Annotated in this window: 17 protein-coding genes; 10 read left to right on the top strand and 7 right to left on the bottom strand. The window is 70.3% G+C overall.

The genetic code is table 11. From position 1 onward, the window contains the following. Window positions 1-33: 33 nt before the first annotated feature. Both Psi02_RS28775 and Psi02_RS28770 read left to right on the top strand, forming a co-directional pair. On the top strand, window positions 34-1,260 hold the full coding sequence (locus Psi02_RS28775; protein ID WP_203978977.1) for a GNAT family N-acetyltransferase: 1,227 nt from the start codon (window positions 34-36) through the stop codon (window positions 1,258-1,260). A gap of 9 nt (window positions 1,261-1,269) precedes the next feature. Continuing rightward, window positions 1,270-1,476: a hypothetical protein gene (locus Psi02_RS28770; RefSeq protein WP_203978976.1), complete on the top strand. Its 207-nt coding sequence runs from the start codon at window positions 1,270-1,272 to the stop codon at window positions 1,474-1,476. On the opposite strand, the gene Psi02_RS28765 is transcribed toward Psi02_RS28770, so the two are convergent. Next, window positions 1,473-1,940, bottom strand: coding sequence for a ribose-5-phosphate isomerase (locus tag Psi02_RS28765; RefSeq protein ID WP_203978975.1), 468 nt, complete (start codon window positions 1,938-1,940; stop codon window positions 1,473-1,475). The genes Psi02_RS28770 and Psi02_RS28765 overlap by 4 nt on opposite strands. A 131-nt stretch (window positions 1,941-2,071) precedes the next feature. On the opposite strand from Psi02_RS28765, the gene def reads away from it, so the two are divergent. After that, window positions 2,072-2,560, top strand: a complete 489-nt coding sequence (gene def / locus Psi02_RS28760) for a peptide deformylase (protein WP_203957496.1) — start codon at window positions 2,072-2,074, stop codon at window positions 2,558-2,560. A 10-nt stretch (window positions 2,561-2,570) separates the two neighbouring features. Here the strand turns inward: def and Psi02_RS28755 are convergent, their stop codons facing one another. Next, window positions 2,571-3,977, bottom strand: a complete 1,407-nt coding sequence (locus Psi02_RS28755) for an aldehyde dehydrogenase family protein (RefSeq protein ID WP_203978974.1) — start codon at window positions 3,975-3,977, stop codon at window positions 2,571-2,573. 126 nt (window positions 3,978-4,103) lie between these two features. Then, the gene (locus Psi02_RS28750; protein ID WP_203978973.1) at window positions 4,104-4,718 is read right to left on the bottom strand and encodes a DsbA family oxidoreductase; all 615 of its coding nucleotides are present in this window, start codon (window positions 4,716-4,718) and stop codon (window positions 4,104-4,106) included. Between the two features lie 179 nt (window positions 4,719-4,897). Between Psi02_RS28750 and pepN the strand changes: the two genes are divergently transcribed. The 4 genes from pepN (at window position 4,898) to Psi02_RS28730 (ending at window position 11,012) form a co-directional block, all read left to right on the top strand. After that, window positions 4,898-7,462: an aminopeptidase N gene (pepN, locus tag Psi02_RS28745; RefSeq protein WP_203978972.1), complete on the top strand. Its 2,565-nt coding sequence runs from the start codon at window positions 4,898-4,900 to the stop codon at window positions 7,460-7,462. A gap of 160 nt (window positions 7,463-7,622) precedes the next feature. Then, window positions 7,623-8,174 (top strand): LemA family protein, encoded by a 552-nt coding sequence (locus Psi02_RS28740; protein ID WP_203978971.1) that lies wholly within the window; start codon window positions 7,623-7,625, stop codon window positions 8,172-8,174. Between the two features lie 2 nt (window positions 8,175-8,176). Continuing rightward, entirely contained in the window at window positions 8,177-10,033 is a 1,857-nt protein-coding gene (locus Psi02_RS28735) for a DUF2207 family protein (RefSeq protein ID WP_203978970.1), read from the top strand. Window positions 10,034-10,043: 10 nt separating this feature from the next. Next, the gene (locus tag Psi02_RS28730) at window positions 10,044-11,012 is read left to right on the top strand and encodes a hypothetical protein (RefSeq protein WP_203978969.1); all 969 of its coding nucleotides are present in this window, start codon (window positions 10,044-10,046) and stop codon (window positions 11,010-11,012) included. Window positions 11,013-11,025: 13 nt separating this feature from the next. On the opposite strand, the gene Psi02_RS28725 is transcribed toward Psi02_RS28730, so the two are convergent. Further along, a complete protein-coding gene (locus Psi02_RS28725; protein WP_203978968.1) occupies window positions 11,026-12,453 on the bottom strand; it encodes an amidase in 1,428 nt (475 codons plus the stop codon). Window positions 12,454-12,776: 323 nt separating this feature from the next. On the opposite strand from Psi02_RS28725, the gene Psi02_RS28720 reads away from it, so the two are divergent. The 3 genes from Psi02_RS28720 to Psi02_RS28710 all read left to right on the top strand — a co-directional run bounded on the left by Psi02_RS28720 (window position 12,777) and on the right by Psi02_RS28710 (window position 15,867). Further along, the gene (locus tag Psi02_RS28720; protein ID WP_239095237.1) at window positions 12,777-13,415 is read left to right on the top strand and encodes a nuclease-related domain-containing protein; all 639 of its coding nucleotides are present in this window, start codon (window positions 12,777-12,779) and stop codon (window positions 13,413-13,415) included. A 74-nt stretch (window positions 13,416-13,489) separates the two neighbouring features. Beyond that, complete coding sequence (ilvD, locus tag Psi02_RS28715; RefSeq protein ID WP_203978966.1) at window positions 13,490-15,328, top strand: dihydroxy-acid dehydratase; 1,839 nt, start codon at window positions 13,490-13,492, stop codon at window positions 15,326-15,328. A 56-nt stretch (window positions 15,329-15,384) separates the two neighbouring features. Beyond that, entirely contained in the window at window positions 15,385-15,867 is a 483-nt protein-coding gene (locus Psi02_RS28710; RefSeq protein WP_203978965.1) for a helix-turn-helix transcriptional regulator, read from the top strand. A 43-nt stretch (window positions 15,868-15,910) separates the two neighbouring features. Here the strand turns inward: Psi02_RS28710 and Psi02_RS28705 are convergent, their stop codons facing one another. The 3 genes from Psi02_RS28705 to Psi02_RS28695 are packed head-to-tail and all read right to left on the bottom strand — an operon-like array spanning window position 15,911 to window position 17,482. Continuing rightward, window positions 15,911-16,120 carry an FmdB family zinc ribbon protein gene (locus tag Psi02_RS28705; RefSeq protein WP_203957485.1) on the bottom strand — a complete coding sequence of 70 codons (210 nt, stop codon included), beginning with the start codon at window positions 16,118-16,120 and terminating at the stop codon, window positions 15,911-15,913. Between the two features lie 26 nt (window positions 16,121-16,146). After that, window positions 16,147-16,962 (bottom strand): GNAT family N-acetyltransferase, encoded by an 816-nt coding sequence (locus Psi02_RS28700; protein WP_203978964.1) that lies wholly within the window; start codon window positions 16,960-16,962, stop codon window positions 16,147-16,149. Window positions 16,963-16,972: 10 nt separating this feature from the next. Further along, window positions 16,973-17,482 carry an HNH endonuclease gene (locus Psi02_RS28695; RefSeq protein WP_203978963.1) on the bottom strand — a complete coding sequence of 170 codons (510 nt, stop codon included), beginning with the start codon at window positions 17,480-17,482 and terminating at the stop codon, window positions 16,973-16,975. Between the last annotated feature and the right edge of the window lie 263 nt (window positions 17,483-17,745).

Here is a 17,745-nt window from a genome sequence, read left to right as displayed (position 1 = left end):
CTGTCGATCACAGGGCGCTCCTAGTGTGAATGGGTGACTGTCCAGGTTCGCCCCATTACCGAGTCCGAATGGCCGGCGTTCGCCGCCATCGACTACGAAGCGTTCAACTCCTCGTATCCGCCGGCGGCGGCCGACCGCTGGCGGGAAGTGGCCGAGATCGACCGATCGCTGGCCGCCTTCGACGGCGATCTCATGGTCGGCTGCGCCGCCGCGATCACCTTCACGATGACGGTCCCCGGAGGGCCGATCCCGGTGGCCGGAGTCACCGCCGTCGGAGTGCTGGCCTCCCATCGCCGCCGCGGCGTGCTCTCCGCCCTGATGACCCGTCAGCTTCACGACCTGCACGACAACGGCGAGGCCGTCGCCGCGCTCTACGCGTCGGAGGCCGCGATCTACGGCCGGTTCGGGTACGGCAGGGCGGCGGACGCCATCTTCGTGCGCATCCCGAAGCGCGGGTCGGAGTTCGTCAAGAGCGCCCCCGCCGACCCGGCGCTGCGCCTCCGCGTGGCCAAGCCCGCGGACGAGCTTCCCCAGCTCCGGAAGGTCTTCGAGTCCGTGTGGACTCAACGTCCCGGCATGTACGCGAGGTCGGACGCGCGGTGGCGCGTCGAGGTCCTGCCCGACGAGGATCACGACCGCGGCGGCGCCGGCCCGCTCCGCTGCGTGATCGCGGAGGACGACGACGGGCCCCGGGGTTACGCCCTCTTCCGGGTGAAGTCCGGCCACACCGACCACGACGTGCCTGACGGCGAAGTCCGGCTGAAGGAATTGTTCGCCTCGGACCCCGCGGCGTACGCCATGCTCTGGCGCAGCGTCCTGGATCGGGACCTGTGCTCCAGGGTCTTCGCCTGGAGCCGGCCCGTGGACGACCCGATCATCCATCTGCTCGCCGAGCCCCGCAATCTCAACGCGGGCTGGCTGGACGAGCTGTGGGTCCGCATCGTGGACGTCGACCGCGCCCTCGCCTCCCGGTCCTACGCGGCGCCCGCCGACCTGGTCATCGAGGTCGAGGACGACGTCTGCCCCTGGAACGCCGGCCGGTGGCGGCTCACCACCGCCAAGGCGTCGTGCGAGCGGACCGACGACCCCGCCGACCTGACCCTGCCCGTGACCGTGCTCGGCGCGGCCTACCTCGGCGGACGGCCGCTCACCGCACTCGCGGGAGCGGGGATCGTCCGGGAACACCGCGAAGGCGCGCTGCGTGAGCTGTCCACCGCGATGTCCTGGGACCCGAAGCCGTGGACGGGTCTCGTCTTCTAGGCTCGGAGCATGGCACTGCAAAGCTTGCAGATCACGGCGATGACGGCGATGCGGGCACGGGACGTGTCACGCCCGACGGAGGAGCAGCAGGACGCCGCCGACCGGCAGCCCCTCCGCGACGAGACGCCCCGGCGGGAGACTCGCCGGGGCAGGGAGACGAACGGCGCGACCGTTCCCGGGCCGGGGAACGGCCCGAACCGGCGGGACACTCCCTAGGGCAGAGGCGGCAGCACGCCTGTCGCCTCGAACCGGGCGAGTTCCTCGATCCGGCGGGAGTGCCGCTCCTGTCCCGAGAACGGCGTCGCGAGGAACAGCTCCACGAACCGCACGGCGTCCTCGAGCGGGTGCATCCGCGCGCCCACGCTGATCACGTTGGCGTCGTTGTGCTCCCGGCTGAGCCGCGCGGTGTCGTCGCTCCAGACGAGGGCCGACCGGATGCCGGGCACCTTGTTGGCGGCGATCTGCTCGCCGTTGCCCGAACCGCCGATCACGATGCCCAGGCTGCCGGGCTCGTCGGCGACCCCGCGCGCGGTGCGCAGGATGAAGGGCGGGTAGTCGTCCTCCGCGTCGTAGACGGAGGGCCCGCAGTCCTCCACCTCGTGGCCCCGCTCCTTGAGCCAGGCGACCAGGTGGTTCTTGAGTTCGAAGCCGGCATGATCGGAGCCGATGTAGACACGCACAGGCCAAGTTTCGCAGGTTCGTCCGGGCGACACGACCGGGGGCTGCATTACAGTAAGAGACGTGACCCTATCTGGGTCCTTACATGTACCCGCGCGGACGAGGACGGGGCCGCGGAGCAGGCAGGAGCGTCATGCACGAGATCCGTTACGTCGGCGACCCGGTCCTGCGCACGCCCGCGGAACCGGTGACGGATTTCGACCGCGAACTGCGGCGCCTGATCGACGAGATGTTCTCGGTGATGTACGCGGCCGACGGCGTGGGCCTGGCCGGCCCCCAGGTCGGCGTCGCCAGGCGGCTGTTCGTCTACGACATCAGCAACCGCAAGGGCCACGTGATCAACCCGGAGCTGACCATCGACGACCCCGAAGAGGTCGTCGAGGAGGAGGGCTGCCTGTCGGTCCCCGGCAAGCAGACCGGTAAGCCGCTCTACGCGCCGACCGGCCGGGCCGCGGGGGCGACGATCCGCGGCCTCGACAGACTCGGCCGCCCGGTCGAGGTCAAGGCCCGCGGGATGCTGGCGCGCTGTTTCCAGCACGAGTTCGACCACCTCGAGGGCACCCTCTACGTCGACAGGCTGGCCAAGGACGAGCGCAGGAAGATCCTCCTGCAGGCCCCCTAGGCCCCGGCGGTCACAGGTGGAGGGCCTTGACCTCCAGGTACTCCTCCAGGCCGAACTGCCCGAGTTCCCTGCCGACGCCTGACTGCTTGTAGCCGCCGAAGGGCGCCAGCGGGTTGAAGCGGCCGCCGTTGACGTGCACCTGGCCCGTCCGCAGCCGCCGCGCCACCGACATGGCCTTGTCCTCGGTGCCCGCCCACACCGCGCCCGCCAGGCCGTACGGCGTGCCGTTGGCGATCGTGACGGCCTCGTCCTCCGTGGCGAACGGCACGACGGCCAGGACCGGCCCGAAGATCTCCTCCTGCTCGATCGACATGCCGGGCGAGACGCCGGCGAAGATCGTCGGCTCGACGAAGTAGCCCCGGTCGAGAGGGTTGTCCGTGCCGCCGAGCACGAGACGGGCGCCCTCCTCCTGGCCCAGGTTGATGTAGCGGATCACCCGGTCGCGCTGGGCGGCGGACACGACCGGCCCGAGACGCGTGCCCTCGGCGAGGGGATCACCCGTCGTGTACCCGCGGGCGATGTCCACGGCGAGCCGGACCGCGTCGTCGTACTGGTCCCAGTGGACGAGCATGCGACTCCACGCGGAACACGTCTGCCCGGAGTTGATGAAGGCGTTGGCGACGCCCGCCTTGACGGCGGTCTCCATGTCGGCGTCGGGCAGGATCACGTTCGCCGACTTCCCGCCGAGTTCGAGGGCGACCCGTTTGACCGTCTGGGCCGCGAGCGCGGCCACGCGCCTGCCCGCGCGGGTCGAACCGGTGAACGAGACCATGTCGATGCCGGGATGGGAGGCGATCGCCTCGCCGACCACCGGCCCGTACCCGCTCACCATGTTGAAGACGCCCGGCGGCAGGCCGACCTCGTGGAAGATGTCGGCCAGCGCGTAGGCGGCGAGGGGGGCCACCTCACTCGGCTTGAGCACCACCGTGCAGCCGGCGGCGAGCGCCGGGGCGACCTTGCAGATCACCTGGTGGAGCGGGTAGTTCCATGGCGTGATCGCACCGACCACGCCCACGGGTTCCCTGACGACCTGGGAGTTTCCCACCCGGCCCGCGTCGAAGTCGTAGCTCTCGGCGAGGTCGCCGTAGGAGGCGAGCACTCCGGCGGGCATCAGCGTCTGCACCTTCAACGCGAAGCCGAGCGGCGAGCCCATGTCCGCGGCGATCGTCGCGGCGACGTCCTTGGCCCGTTCCTCGAGCAGGCCCGCGGCGGCGGCCAGGAACTTGGCGCGCTCGGCGGGAGCCGTACCGGACCAGGAGGGGAAGGCCGCGCGGGCCGCGGTCACCGCCGTGTCGACGTCTCCCGGCCATCCGGCGGGGACCGTCTCGATGACCTCTTCCGTCGCCGGATTGACGACGTCGACGCCCTCGCCGGAGGCCGAAGGAATCCAGGCTCCATTCACGTAAAGGTGACGCATGAACCTCATCCTTGCGCGGCGGCTGTCATATCGCGACGGTTCGGGCCACGCATGCCGGAAAAGACGTTCACCGGAGGCGCGGACCCCTCGAGCCAAGTGTTACTCCACAAGGTCCACTTCCGCCAGTCAGGAGAAGACGGGCTTTCTTGTCCGGGAACGCTTCAGCTCGAAGAAGCCGTCGGTGCCGGAGACGAGGAGGACGCCGTCCCACAGCCGGGCGGCCGCCTCGCCGCGCGGGATGGGCGAGACCACGGGGCCGAAGAACGCGGCTCCCTCCACGGCGATCACCGGAGTGCCGACCTCCTGGCCGACCAGCCCGATGCCCTCCGCGTGGGAGGCGCGGATCGCCTCGTCGTACTCGTCGCTGTCCAGGGCGCCGGCGAGGTCGCGTTCGAGCCCGGCGGCGGCGAGCGCCTCCTCGATCGTCTCGCGGTCGCGTGTCCTGCCCTCGTCGTGGAAGCGGGTGCCGAGTTCGGTGTAGAGATCGCCGAGGACCTGGTCACCGTGTTTCCGCGCGGCCGCCGCGATCACGCGGACCGGGCCGAGGGTCTTCTTGGAGCGCTCGCGGTATTCCGCGGAGACGTCCTTGTCCTCGTCCTCGTTGAGGACGGCCAGGCTCATGATGTGCCAGTGCACCTCGACGGGGCGGACCTTCTCCACCTCGAGGATCCACCGTGAAGTGATCCACGCCCAGGGGCACGAGGGGTCGAACCAGAAATCGGCGCGCGTTCGATCGGACATTGTGCCACCCTCTCCACCAGAATGTCCTTCCATTATCGTCAACCGGGCTTCGGCTTCCTGATATTCCAGGTAGGGGACATCTTGAATCCCGGGTTGTCAGCGAGGCATGGCAGGATTCAGGCAACCCTCTCGCGACGGGGCGTAGGGGATCGGGGCGATGTGGTTCACAAGGAGCAGGTGTGGCAGGCAATCTGACGCGTGAAGAGGCTCGGGAGCGAGCCCGGTTGCTGACGGTCCAGTCGTATGAGGTCGAGCTCGACCTCACCGAGGGGGAGGACCGGTTCGAGAGCATCACGACCGTCCACTTCACCTCCAGCCGGCCGGGAGCCGACACCTTCATCGACCTGCACGGGGCGCACGTCCGCAAGGTCGTGCTGAACGGCGCGGACCTCGACCCGGCGACCTACGACGCGGACAAGGGACGGATCCCGCTGCCCGGCCTCGCCGAGCACAACGAGCTGCGCATCGACGCCGACGCGTCCTACATGCGCACCGGTGAGGGTCTCCACCGTTTCGTCGACCCGGTCGACCAGCAGGTCTACCTGCACAGCCAGTTCGAGACGGCCGACGCCCACCGGATGTACGCCTGCTTCGACCAGCCGGACCTCAAGGCCACCTTCGAGCTGACCGTCCTCGCGCCGGCCGCCTGGGAGGTCGTCTCCAACGCCGCCCCCGACTCGGTGTCGGGGCTCGACGAGCACCACGGCCGGCACGGCACCCTCCAGGCCGCGCGGCGGTGGCACTTCCCGCCCACGCCGGTGATGTCGACCTACATCACCGCCCTGATCGCGGGGCCGTACGCCGTGGTGCGCGACGAGCACGACGGCATCCCGCTCGGCGTCTACGTGCGGCGCTCCCTCGCCCAGCACCTCGACGCGGACAACATCTTCGAGATCACCAAGCAGGGTTTCGACTTCTTCCACCGGGTCTTCGGGCTGCGCTACCCGTTCGGGAAGTACGACCAGCTCTTCGTGCCGGAGTTCAACGCCGGCGCGATGGAGAACGCCGGCGCCGTGACGTTCCTCGAGGACTACGTCTTCCGCTCGCGGGTGACCGACGCCGTCGTGGAGCGCCGCGCGGAGACGATCCTGCACGAGATGGCGCACATGTGGTTCGGTGACCTGGTCACCATGCGCTGGTGGGACGACCTGTGGCTGAACGAGTCGTTCGCCACCTACATGTCGGTGCTCTGCCAGGCCGAGGCCACGCGCTGGGGCCAGGGCGCGTGGACCACGTTCGCCAACGTCGAGAAGTCGTGGGCGTACCGGCAGGACCAGCTGCCCTCCACCCACCCGATCGCGGCGGACATACCCGACATGCAGGCCGTCGAGGTCAACTTCGACGGCATCACGTACGCCAAGGGCGCCTCCGTCCTCAAGCAGCTCGTCGCCTACGTGGGCCTGGAGAACTTCCTCGCCGGCGTCCGCGACTACTTCAACGAGCACGCCTGGGGCAACACCACCCTGCAGGACCTGCTCTCCGCTCTGGAGCGCACGTCGGGCCGCGACCTGTCGTCCTGGTCGAAGGAATGGCTGGAGACCTCCTGGGTCAACACGCTGCGCCCGTCTTTCACCACCGACGACGAGGGCCGCTTCCTGACCTTCGACGTGCTCCAGGAGGCGCCGCAGGAGCACCCGACGCTCCGCTCGCACCGGGTCGCGATCGGCCTCTACTCGCTGGACGGCGGCGTCCTGACCCGCACCCGCCGGGTCGAGCTCGACATCGTCGGCGCCCGCACGGCCGTCACCGAGCTGGTCGGCGAGGCACAGCCCGACCTCGTGCTCGTCAACGACGACGACCTCACCTACGCCAAGGTCCGGCTCGACCCGCGGTCGCTGTCGACCCTGGTGAACGGCGGCATCGCCGCGTTCCAGGAGTCCCTGCCCCGCGCGCTGTGCTGGTCGGCGGCCTGGGACATGACTCGCGACGCCGAGATGGCCACCCGTGACTACGTCGCGCTCGTGGTCTCGGGCATCGACTCCGTGCGTGACATCACCGTCGTGCAGGCCGTGCTCCGGCAGGCGCGCCTCGCGATCCAGCAGTACGGCGACCCGGCATGGCGGGCCACCGGCCTCGCCCAGCTCGCCACCGCGCTGCGGAACCTGATCGGCGCGGCGGAGCCGGGGTCGGACCACCAGCTCGCCTACGTCAACGCCTTCACCGGGGTCGCGACGTCGGCGGACGACCTGGCCTTCGTGCGCGGCATCCTCGACGGCACCGGCGTGCCCGAGGGGCTGGCCGTCGACACCGACCTGCGCTGGACGCTGACCCACGCGCTGACCTCCGGCGGAGTGCTCGGCACGGCCGACATCGACGCCGAACTGGCGCGGGACGCCACGGCCACCGGCGAGCGCTCCGCCGCGCTCAGCAAGGCCGCCATCCCCACCCCCGAGGCCAAGGCCGAGACATGGGCCGCCATCACCGGGGGCCGGCTGAGCGGCGCGGTGCTCCGCTCGACGATCCTCGGCTTCATGGACCCCCACCACGTCGAGCTGCTCGAGCCGTACGGCGACAAGTACCTGGACGAGGTCGAGCGGATCTGGGCCGAGTGGACCTTCGACTCCGCGCAGAACTTCGTCGTCGGGTGCTACCCGGCCCTGCTGATCAGCGCCGACACGGTGGCGAAGACCCAGGACCACATCGCCGGCGCGCAGCCTCCGAACGCGTTGCGCCGGCTGCTGCTGGAGGGCGCCGACGGCGTCGGCCGGGCTCTGCGGGCCAGGGAGAGGGACGCCGCCGAATAGCGCACTCCACTCACCCAGGAAGTCCCCGAAGGCCACGGTTTCGCACCGTGGCCTTCGGCGTGAAAGCCTCGCGCAAGCCGGATGCAAGCTCCACACGATGACATAGCGATCGTTTACAGCACAGAACTTCCCGGTCTACCGTCCCTCCAGGAGGCCTCCCATGATCCCCTTGATCGTCGTCATCGCCATCGTGGCCGTGCTGGCCGTGATGATCGTCTCCCATTACAACCGCCTCGTACGCACCCGTAACGCCGTGGACAACGCCTGGGCGCAGATCGATGTGCAGCTCAAGCGCCGCTACGACCTGATCCCCAACCTGGTCGAGACCGTGAAGGGCTACGCCGCCCATGAGCGGCAGACCATCGAGGCCGTGACCGCCGCCCGGTCGGCGGCCATCAACGCGCAGGGCCCCACCGATCGGGCCGTGGCCGAGAACGCGCTCTCCGGGGCCCTCAAGAGCCTTTTCGCCGTCGCGGAGGCCTACCCCGACCTCAAGGCCAGCCACAACTTCGCGGAGCTCCAGGATGAGCTGGCGACCACGGAGAACCGGATCGCCTACTCGCGCCAGTACTACAACGACGCCGTCCTGACCTACAACAACGCGATCCAGACCGTTCCCGCCAACATCGTCGCGGGCATGACGGGCTTCTCCGAGAGGGTCTACTTCCAGGTCCCCGGCGAGGAGCTCGGCTCGGTCCAGGTGCGGTTCTAGCCATGATCATGTGGATCGCCGCAGCCCTGGCCGTCGGCCTGTGGCTGCTGGTTCTGCTCGCCCTCGCCATGGCGACGCGGACCCCTGAGGTCAAGGCCGGGCCGGCCACCGGAGCGCTGAGCGAGGAGTCCCCCGCCATCGTCGACCTGGTCACCGGAGACTGGCGGCTGACCAGTGAGGCCGCTTCGGCCACCGTGCTCGACCTCGCCGCGAAGGGCGCGCTCGCCATCGAGGAGATCGGCCCGGAGCTCTCGCTCGTACGGCTCCGCCGCGACCCCGGCGACCTCAACGCCTACGAGAGGCTCGTCTACGAACACGTCCGCTCGCTCGCCGTGGACGGCGTCGTCGCGACCGGCGCCCTCGCCGAGGGCTCACGCGACATCTCCCGCTGGTGGAAGAGCTTCCGCAAGAAGGTGATCGTCGAAGCCCGCGCGCAGGGCCTGTCCCGTCCCCGCTGGAGCAGGGCGCAGGCCGCGTTCCTCACCACGACGGCGGTCGCCGTCGCCGTGCTGGTCGGGATCACGGCGGAGGTCTCCCACGCCGCGGCGAACGCCTCCGACGAGGAGGGCAGTCCCGGCGTCGCAGCGGGGTTCTTCTGCTTCCTCCTGCTCGCCGGCCTGATGAGCAAGCTCAACGGCGAGCGCGGCACCAAGCGCGGCGCCGAGATCGCGGGCCGGTGGCTCGGCGTGCGGGATCACCTCTCCGCCACCGGGCGCTTCGGCGAGCAGCCCGCCGCGTCCGTGACGATCTGGGGCCGGCACCTAGCCTACGCCGCGGCTCTCGGCCTCGCGCCCCGCGCCGTGACGAGCCTGCCTATCACCACTCCCGCCGACGACAGCCGGGCCTGGTCCGACTACGGCGGCATGTGGCACCCCGTCCACGTGCGCTACCGCTCACGCAGGTTCTGGGGCCGCAAACCGCTGGCGATCATCGGTTACGGCCTGCTCGCGGGGATGATGATCGGGGTCTGGGTGTTCATCCTGCTGGGCGTCGCCACGGCTTACGGGTTCTGGCCGGACGCGCTCCTCGCGCCCACGCCGATGCTGGTCGCCGGGACCATCGCCGCGATCCCGATCATCTACGCGATCATCGACTACTCCGGGAACACCGTCATCCAGGGGCAGATCGTCCGGCTGCGGAAGTTCGGGGAGTCGAGCGGCGACAGCCCCTCGAACCCCCAGTACTTCTGCGCCATCGACGAGGGCCACGCGCGGGAGGTGCTCGCCTACGGTCTCCCCTCGGAGCTGTACGGGCCTCTCAACGAGGGTGACCTCGTGAGAGTCGTCGCCGGCAAGAAGCTGGGCTGGATCAGGAAGGTCGAGGTCCTCGAACCCGCCCGGCCCCGCGACACCGCCTACAACGACACCGGAGAGCACAAGGTCAACGCGCCCGAGCACCTCGGCGAGGTCAAGATCTTCGAACGGCCGGCCCGGCCCGACGCGCCCGCCCGCGAAGGCGACGTGCGCCCGGCCGATCTCGTGACGCCCGCCGATCTCAAGAACGCGCTGGGCATCGACGTCGGCTCAGCCGGGCCGTACAGCGGCACGCCGCTCGCCCCCGCCTGGTTCCACGTCAACTCGTGCCGGTACACGACGGGCTCGGGTTGGACGGTCGACGTGCACGCCGCGGCCGGCAAGCGCTCCCGCTACCTGATGGTCCTCGGGCATATGCTGACCCGCGTCGAGGGCAAGCCGGTCCAGGGGGTGGGCAGGCAGGCGATGCTCTACCCCGGCGTCGTGTCGGCCACGACGGACCAGGGCACCTTCGCCATCAACGTGTCGACGCCCGACGGGCCGCCGCCGCCCGATCCGCTGATCGCCCTGGCCCGCGCGGCGGTCACCCGGCTCGGCCCGTCCTGATAGGCCGCCGGTGGACTCGGCGCGGGACCTGCTGATCGCCCTGGCACGGCGGTACTCCTTCGGCGACGTCGGGGCCCTCGCCCCGGCGGTGCTGAAGGACCGCGAAACGGCGGCCATGGTGAGCTCGGTCTGCGAGTTCGGCCGGCTGCTGCTGACCCTCGACGCCGAGGACTTCGCCGCCGACGTCGACGCGCAGGCCGTCCCGGCCGATCTGCGCCGGCGCGCGAGCGACTGTCACCTGCCGCAGACGCCGAGGGAGCAGCCGCGCGGGGCGCTGGAGTCGATGCGCCCGGCGTACGCGCTGCTCCTCGAGGTGATCGGGATCCGCTGGGCCCGCCGCGAGCTCAGCTCCATGATCGCGGCCGTCCACATCGCCAGCGAGTACCTGCCGCTGCTGGCCATCGAGCCCGCGCTCGGTCACGCGGGCGACCCGGCCCGATGGCCGGAGGCGTTGACCGGACCGGGGAGCCGGTTCGGGACGATCGGCGACCGGATGTGCCAGCACACCAGGGCCGAGCAGTCGGCGGCCGAGCGGACGCTACGCGTCGCGGCCGAGCCGGGAACCGGCTGGCGGGCGTATCTCGACCGGCAGCACAGCCAGGTCGCCGGCGCCCTCGCCACCTGCGCGGCCCGGTGCAGGAACCCGTGCACCGCGCTGTCCTGGGTCCCCGACCTCGACGACCTGACCCTCCGCTGCCGGGTGGCGCTCGCCTTCGCGCAGAGCCCGCTCGTACGGCTGCGCCACGCCGCGCCCGTCGGTCACGGGTTCGGCGTCCCCTCGGCCGAGGAGGTCCTCGACGCGTGGGGGCGCAGCCGTACGGCCCTGGACAAGAATCCCGTCGGGCATCAGGCGACGAGCGACGACGGCTTCCCGCTGCCCGGGCTGCCCAGCCTCATGTCGGCCGTCGCCGCCTCCCCCGTGGTCCCGGGCAGCCTGCTGGCCGACGTGTCGTCCCACCTCGTGAGCCTGCTCGGGTGACGGCGGCCTCTCGTCACCAGACCGGCGGCCGCCGGTCACCCCAGAAGCCGCCCACGGACGCCTCGACCTGGGCGGACAGCGAGATGAGCGTGCCCTCGTCGCCGAAACGCCCCCCGAGCATGACGCCGACGGGCAGTCCGTCCGGCGTCCAGTAGAGCGGGAGGTTGACGGCCGGCTGGCCGCTGACGTTGTACATCGCGGCGAAGGGGGCGAAGCCCTTCATCCGCTCGAAGGTCTCCTCCGGGGAGTCGACGTCCTCGAACCAGCCCACCGGCACGGGCAGCCGGGTGACCGTGGGAGTCAGCACGGCGTCGTACTGATCGGTGACCAGCGACGCGAACCTGGTGGCCAGTTGCAGCGCCGACTGCGCCTGGAGGAAGGCGGGCGCGGGGACGGCCTGACCGCGCTCGCGCAGCCACGCGGTGAGCGGGCGCAGCTTCGGTTCCATCTCCTTGGAGACGGGGTGCATGCAGGCGAAGCTGAACCACAACTTCTCGAACTCCGGGACCATGTCCTCCCCGAACGGCGGCGCGATCTCCTCGACGTCGTGGCCGAGCGACTCGAGGACGGCCGACGCGCTCTCGTAGGCCGCGAGCACGTCGGGGTCGACCTGCGCGCCGGGAACCGCGGGAGTGGCGTAGCGCGCGATCCGCAGCCGGCCGGGTTCCCTGCCCACGTAGGCGGAGAACGATCCCAGCGCCGGCGGCGGCGCCCAGTAGAGGTCCCCGGGGTTGTTGTGCGCCATCACGTCGAGCAGGGCCGCGGCGTCGGCGACGTTCCTGGTGATCGGCCCGTTGGTCGACAGCCCCGCGAGGTCGGGGACGATCGGCGCGTACGAGATCCGGCCCCTCGTCGGCTTGATGCCGTACAGGCCGCAGAGTGACGCGGGGATCCGGATCGAGCCGGCGCCGTCGCTGCCCTGAGCCGCGGGGGCGAGTCCGGCCGCGACGGCGGCCGCCGCTCCCCCGCTCGACCCGCCCGCGGATCTGGACAGGTCCCAGGGCGTGCGCGCCGGCTCGCTCACGTAGGTCTCGGTGTAGCACGGCAACCCGAACTCCGGCGTGCTGGTCTTGCCCAGCATGATCGTGCCCGCGTCCCTGAGACGCTCGACCACGCTGTCGTCCACCGGCGCGACGAACCCCTCGTAGGTCGCCGAGCCGAAGTGGATCGGCACGTCCTTCACGAAGTTGAGGTCCTTGATGGGCACCGGGACCCCGAGCAGGGGCGGCAGGTCGCCGGCCTCCTCGCCCACGATCCGTGCCTCCTGTTCACGCGCCTGCTCGAGTGCCCGATCGGCGGTGAGGGTGACGAATGCGCCTACGGCGCGGTCGAGCCGTCCGGCACGTTCCAGGTAGTGCTCGGTGATCTCCACCGGGGACAGTTCCCGCGTTCGTACGGCTGCCGCCTGCTCGAGGGCGGTAAGATCATGAATGTGCGCCACGCTACTGAACGGTAGGCCGAAGAGGCCAAGATATCTAGAGAAGATACCCGGCTTGGACGACGGCGAATCAGCTCAAGCAGGCCACAAAAGTATGAACCATCCAACACTAGGCACCTGCCGACACCTCAACTACCGTGAGTGATGTGGATACCGGTCTAGCGCCAGAAGACGGTCACGATACGTCACCCATCTGGGTCAGTGACCACACGTCGGAGCGAGCACCGACAGCACCTGACGCTCCAGCGTCTACCTATGCGCCTGTCGAGCGTGCGTCCGTCAAGAGCCTGCTCCAGCATCCCCGTTACCGCCATCTGCGTCTACGTGTGCTGATCGCGCTGGGCGTCGGCGTCGTCACGGGCGTTCTGCTGGCGAGCTGGCGGATCGGCGTCACCTTCGCGATCCTCGCGGCGGTGGCCGACACGGTCTACCGGGCGCGGACGGTCTCCTCGATCCCCGCGTGGCGACGTGCCTCCGCAGCGGAGCGGCGCACGGAGGGCCAGCTCAAGAAGCTGGAGCGGAGCGGCTACCGGACCCTGCACGCGCGCGCGATCCCCGGGAGCGAGGCCCAGATCGACCACCTGGTCGTCGGCCCCACCGGCGTGTACGCGGTGGACTCCGAGAAGTGGGACCGGAGGCTTCCGGTCCGGGTGCAGTCGCATCGCAAGCTCTTCCACGGGCCGTTCAACCGCAAGCCCAGGCTCGACGAGGCCCGGTGGGAGGCCTCGCAGGCCAGCGACCTGATCAGCAAGGCCCTCGGCCGCGAGGTCACGGTCGTCCCCTCGCTCGCGATCTACGGCCCGGCGATCCCGTGGCGGATCCTCAACATCCGCGAGGTGGACGTCTTCTCCGGCAGCATGGTCCGCAAGTGGATCACCAAGCGGGAGAGGTCGCTCACGACCGCGGAGGTCGAGTCGATCTACCGGGCGGCCGACCGGGTCCTTCCTCCGCGATATCCCGAGTAGTGGACCGGGGTCTCAGCAGTCGGGCGAGCGCCGTACCATTTGAAGACTCATAGTCTTCTGATGGGAGTCAGGCCATGCCCGCCCTCAGGTCTCGTACGGTCACACACGGCAGGAACATGGCCGGTGCCCGGGCGCTGCTCCGGGCGACGGGTGTAGCGGGCGCCGACTTCGGCAAACCGATCATCGCGGTGGCCAACAGCTTCACCCAGTTCGTCCCCGGCCACGTGCACCTGCGCGAGGTGGGCGACGTGGTGGCCGCGGCGGTCCGCGAGGCCGGCGCGATCCCCCGCGAGTTCAACACGATCGCGGTCGACGACGGCATCGCGATGGGCCACGGCGGCATGCTCTACTCGCTGCCGTCCCGCGAGCTGATCGCGGACGCGGTCGAGTACATGGTCAACGCGCACTGCGCGGACGCGCTGATCTGCATCTCCAACTGCGACAAGATCACGCCCGGCATGCTGCTGGCCGCCTTCCGGCTGAACATCCCGACGGTCTTCGTCTCCGGCGGCCCCATGGAGGCCGGCAAGACGCCCGGCCGCAAGCTCGACCTGATCGACCCGATGATCGCCGCGGCAGACGACAGCGTCTCCGACGCCGACCTCCTGGAGATGGAGGAGAACGCCTGCCCGACCTGCGGGTCCTGCAGCGGGATGTTCACCGCCAACTCGATGAACTGCCTCACCGAGGCGATCGGACTGGCCCTGCCGGGAAACGGGACCGTCCTGGCCACCCACACCGCCCGAAAGGCGCTCTTCGAAGAGGCCGGCCGCACGGTGGTCGAGATCACCAAGCGCTACTACGAGCAGGACGACGAGTCGGTCCTGCCGAAGAACATCGCCACCCGCGACGCCTTCGAGAACGCCATGGCCCTCGACGTCGCGATGGGCGGCTCGACCAACACGATCCTCCACCTGCTCGCGGCCGCCAGGGAGGCGGGGGTCGACTTCGGGCTCAAGGAGATCAACGAGGTCTCGCTGCGCGTGCCGTGCCTGTGCAAGGTCGCGCCGGCCACCGCGAAGTACCACGTCGAGGACGTGCACCGCGCGGGCGGCATCCCCGCGATCCTGGGCGAGCTCGACCGGGCGGGGCTCCTGCAGCGCGGCGTCCACAGCATCCACTCCGCCTCTCTCGGCGACCACCTCTCGCAGTGGGACCCCAAGTCCCCGACGGTCACCGACGAGGCGATGGAGTTGTGGCACGCGGCTCCGGGGAACGTCCGGACCGTGAAGGCCTACTCGCAGAGCGCCCGGTGGGACTCGCTCGACCTCGACCGGGCCGACGGCTGCATCCGCGACTCGGAGCACGCCTACACCCGTGACGGCGGCCTGGCCGTGCTGTACGGCAACATCGCCCCCGACGGCTGCATCGTGAAGACGGCCGGGGTCGACGAGTCGGTCTGGCGGTTCTCCGGCCCCGCGGTCGTGTTCGAGTCCCAGGAGGACGCGGTCGACGGCATCCTCGGCGGCAAGGTCAAGGCCGGTGACGTGGTCGTCATCCGCTACGAGGGCCCCAAGGGCGGCCCCGGCATGCAGGAGATGCTCTACCCGACGAGCTTCCTCAAGGGCAAGGGCCTGGGCAAGGCATGTGCCCTGGTCACCGACGGCCGGTTCTCCGGCGGGACGTCCGGCCTGTCCATCGGCCACGCCTCACCCGAGGCGGCCGAAGGCGGCCTGATCGCCCTGGTGGAGGACGGCGACACCGTCGAGATCGACATCCCGGGCCGTTCCATCGAGCTGAAGGTGGCCGACGACGAGCTCGCCGGCCGGCGGGAGCGGCTGCTCGCCGACCTCGGCGGCTTCCGCCCGCGCGACCGGCACCGTCCGGTCTCCGTGGCCCTGCAGGCGTACGCGGCCATGACGACCTCGGCCTCCACCGGGGCGTCCCGCGACCTCACGCAGCTGTCCCGGTAGCCGGATTACGATAATTCGTTCGGAAAAATGTCGGTGGTGCAGGTTATCGTCAAGGTATGGCCAACGTCACAAGGCACCCGGCACCGCTGACGACCGCTGAACTCGCCGCTCTGGCCCTGTCCCTCGCTCATCTGGGGGCAGGGCCACAGTCCGTGACCGCCCGTCGCGGGCTCCGTCACGCGTTCGAGCACCTCGACCTGGACGACGACGTCATCGCCACCACCCTGTCGACCCTCACCACGCCGCTGCCCCCCGACGTCGCCCGGCGCGCCAGGGCCGTGGCGAACGCCATCAGCGCACGGCTGGTGATCCGCCTGCAGTACCTCGATGCCGGCGGCCGGCTCACCGTCCGCGACGTCGAGCCGGTGACCTGCCTGGTCCACCGCGATTACTGGTATCTGGTGGGCTGGTGCCGGATGCGCCGGGGAATCCGGGCCTTCCGGTTCGACCGGATCGTCTCGGTCGAACCGACGGACGTGCCGGCCCGGCCGCATCTGGCCGAGCGCTACCTGCCCTTCCAGCGCCGCGCCGCGGCCTGAGCCCGCGCAGGGCCGGCCGCAGCAACCGCCGCCGGACGCGGGGCTAGCCGCAGCAACCGCCGCCGCAACAACCTCCGCCGGACGCGGGGCGAGGCGCGGCGGCGGCCTTGCCCGTGACCGCGACCGTGGACAGCAGCTTCACGGTGTCGTCGTGTCCCGACGGGCAGGCCGCCGGGGCGTTGGACTCGGCCATGGGCCGGTTGAGCTCGAACGTCGATCCGCAGGCGCGGCAGCGGTAGTCGTAACGCGGCATGCCCTCAGGGTACGGCTCGCCCGCTTCTAGCCGAAACGGATCGAGGCGTAGTCCTCGACCGGCCGGTAGCCGAGGCTCTGGTAGATCGAGTTCGAGGTGGGGTTGTCCAGGTCGGTGAACAGCAGGACCTCGGCGGCGCCGTCATCGAGGGCCTTGTGCGTGACCGCATGCGTCACCGCCGAGCCGTACCCCCGTCGTCGCAGCTCAGGCGGTGTGTAGACGGGCCCGACCCGGGACATCCCCGCGATGGGTGAGGACACCGCGGCGAGCGCGACCGGCCGGTCTCCGTCCTCCCACCAGATCAGCTCCTCACGGTTGATCCGGGCCGAGACCACCGGCGTGGGGTCGGCCTCGACATCCACCTCGGCCTCGTTCTGGAAGGCGACGAACCACCGCGTGGCCTCCGGGAGGTCGGACGCGACAGCCGTACGGGGCTTGCCCGGGACGGTGCAGGGCGCGAGGGAGCCGAGCCGGTAGAGACGCTCGGAACGGCGTCCCGCCTCGGGCCGCCACCACTCCCGGGCGAAGGCCTCCACCAGGACGAGCGGTCCGCTGACCCCGGGAATCGCCCGGTCGAGCTCGATGAGACCAGCAGCCAGCGACGGCAGGCTTCCAAGCGGGACGCCACCGAGGAGCAGGGGGTAGGGCGGGGTGTGGCTCACCGCTCCGGCGACGGAATCGTCGTCGGACAGCCAGCCCATCAGCGGGTCCTCCGCGAACTGGCCGCTCCGCAACCCGCGCAGGACGGTCAGCGGGACCGTGTTGCGCACCGGGTCACGGAGCAGCCATGGCTCCGCCGCCGCCGCGTACTCCTCTGCGTCGGCGGTGAACGTCCAGTTCATCCGGCCATCGTCATGCCGCGGACTCCGTCAGGTAGGGCGCCCACTGGGGGTCTCCATCGAACTGCGCGCCGATGAGCCGCCAGTGGACGCCGTGTGGCACCACCGGGGCGACGCGAAGCGTCCACCCCAGGTCCTCCAGCAGTCTGTCGGCCTTGCTGTGATTGCACGGCATGCAGGAAGCGACGCAGTTCTCCCAGGTGTGGGGGCCTCCCTTGGATCGAGGAATGACATGGTCGATGGTCTCGGCCCGCTGCCCGCAGTAGGCGCAGCGGAAATCGTCACGGCGCATCAGCGCGGCGCGCGTGAGCGGGATCCTGGACCGGTAGGGGATTCGAACATATCGGCGTAGCCGGATCACCGAGGGCACGTCGAGCGTGCGGGTGGCCGAGCGAAGCACCGCGCCTCGCCCGTCACGATGCACGACCTCCGCTTTCTCCCTCAGCACCAGGATGACTGCCCGGTGCAGGGCGAGCGTGGTGAGCGGCTCGTAGGTGGCATTGAGAAGTAGGACTTGGCGCATCAGCCGGCCTCCACAGCTATCTCAGAAGTCGGCGTGGAACAGCCTGGAGTGACCGTCACACACGTCGGCACCGGATAGCCGGGGACTCCAGTCACCGGCACGGCTGTGCGCCCTGGTTGTGGGCCCGTCGGTTGGGACCCGGATGCATCCGTCACAAGGACCTCCGCCGGACGGTCCAGCGGATGGTCACCACGGCCCGCCCTTCACCAAAGTGTGGCCTTAAGAGCGGCCACTCCGCCACCCCATAACCTGGCCGGGAGTCG

It is taken from the genome of Planotetraspora silvatica (genome assembly GCF_016863315.1).
GTDB lineage: Bacteria > Actinomycetota > Actinomycetes > Streptosporangiales > Streptosporangiaceae > Planotetraspora > Planotetraspora silvatica.
Note: the sequence above shows the minus strand (reverse complement) of the source record. Positions and strands in the feature narration are given on the sequence as shown.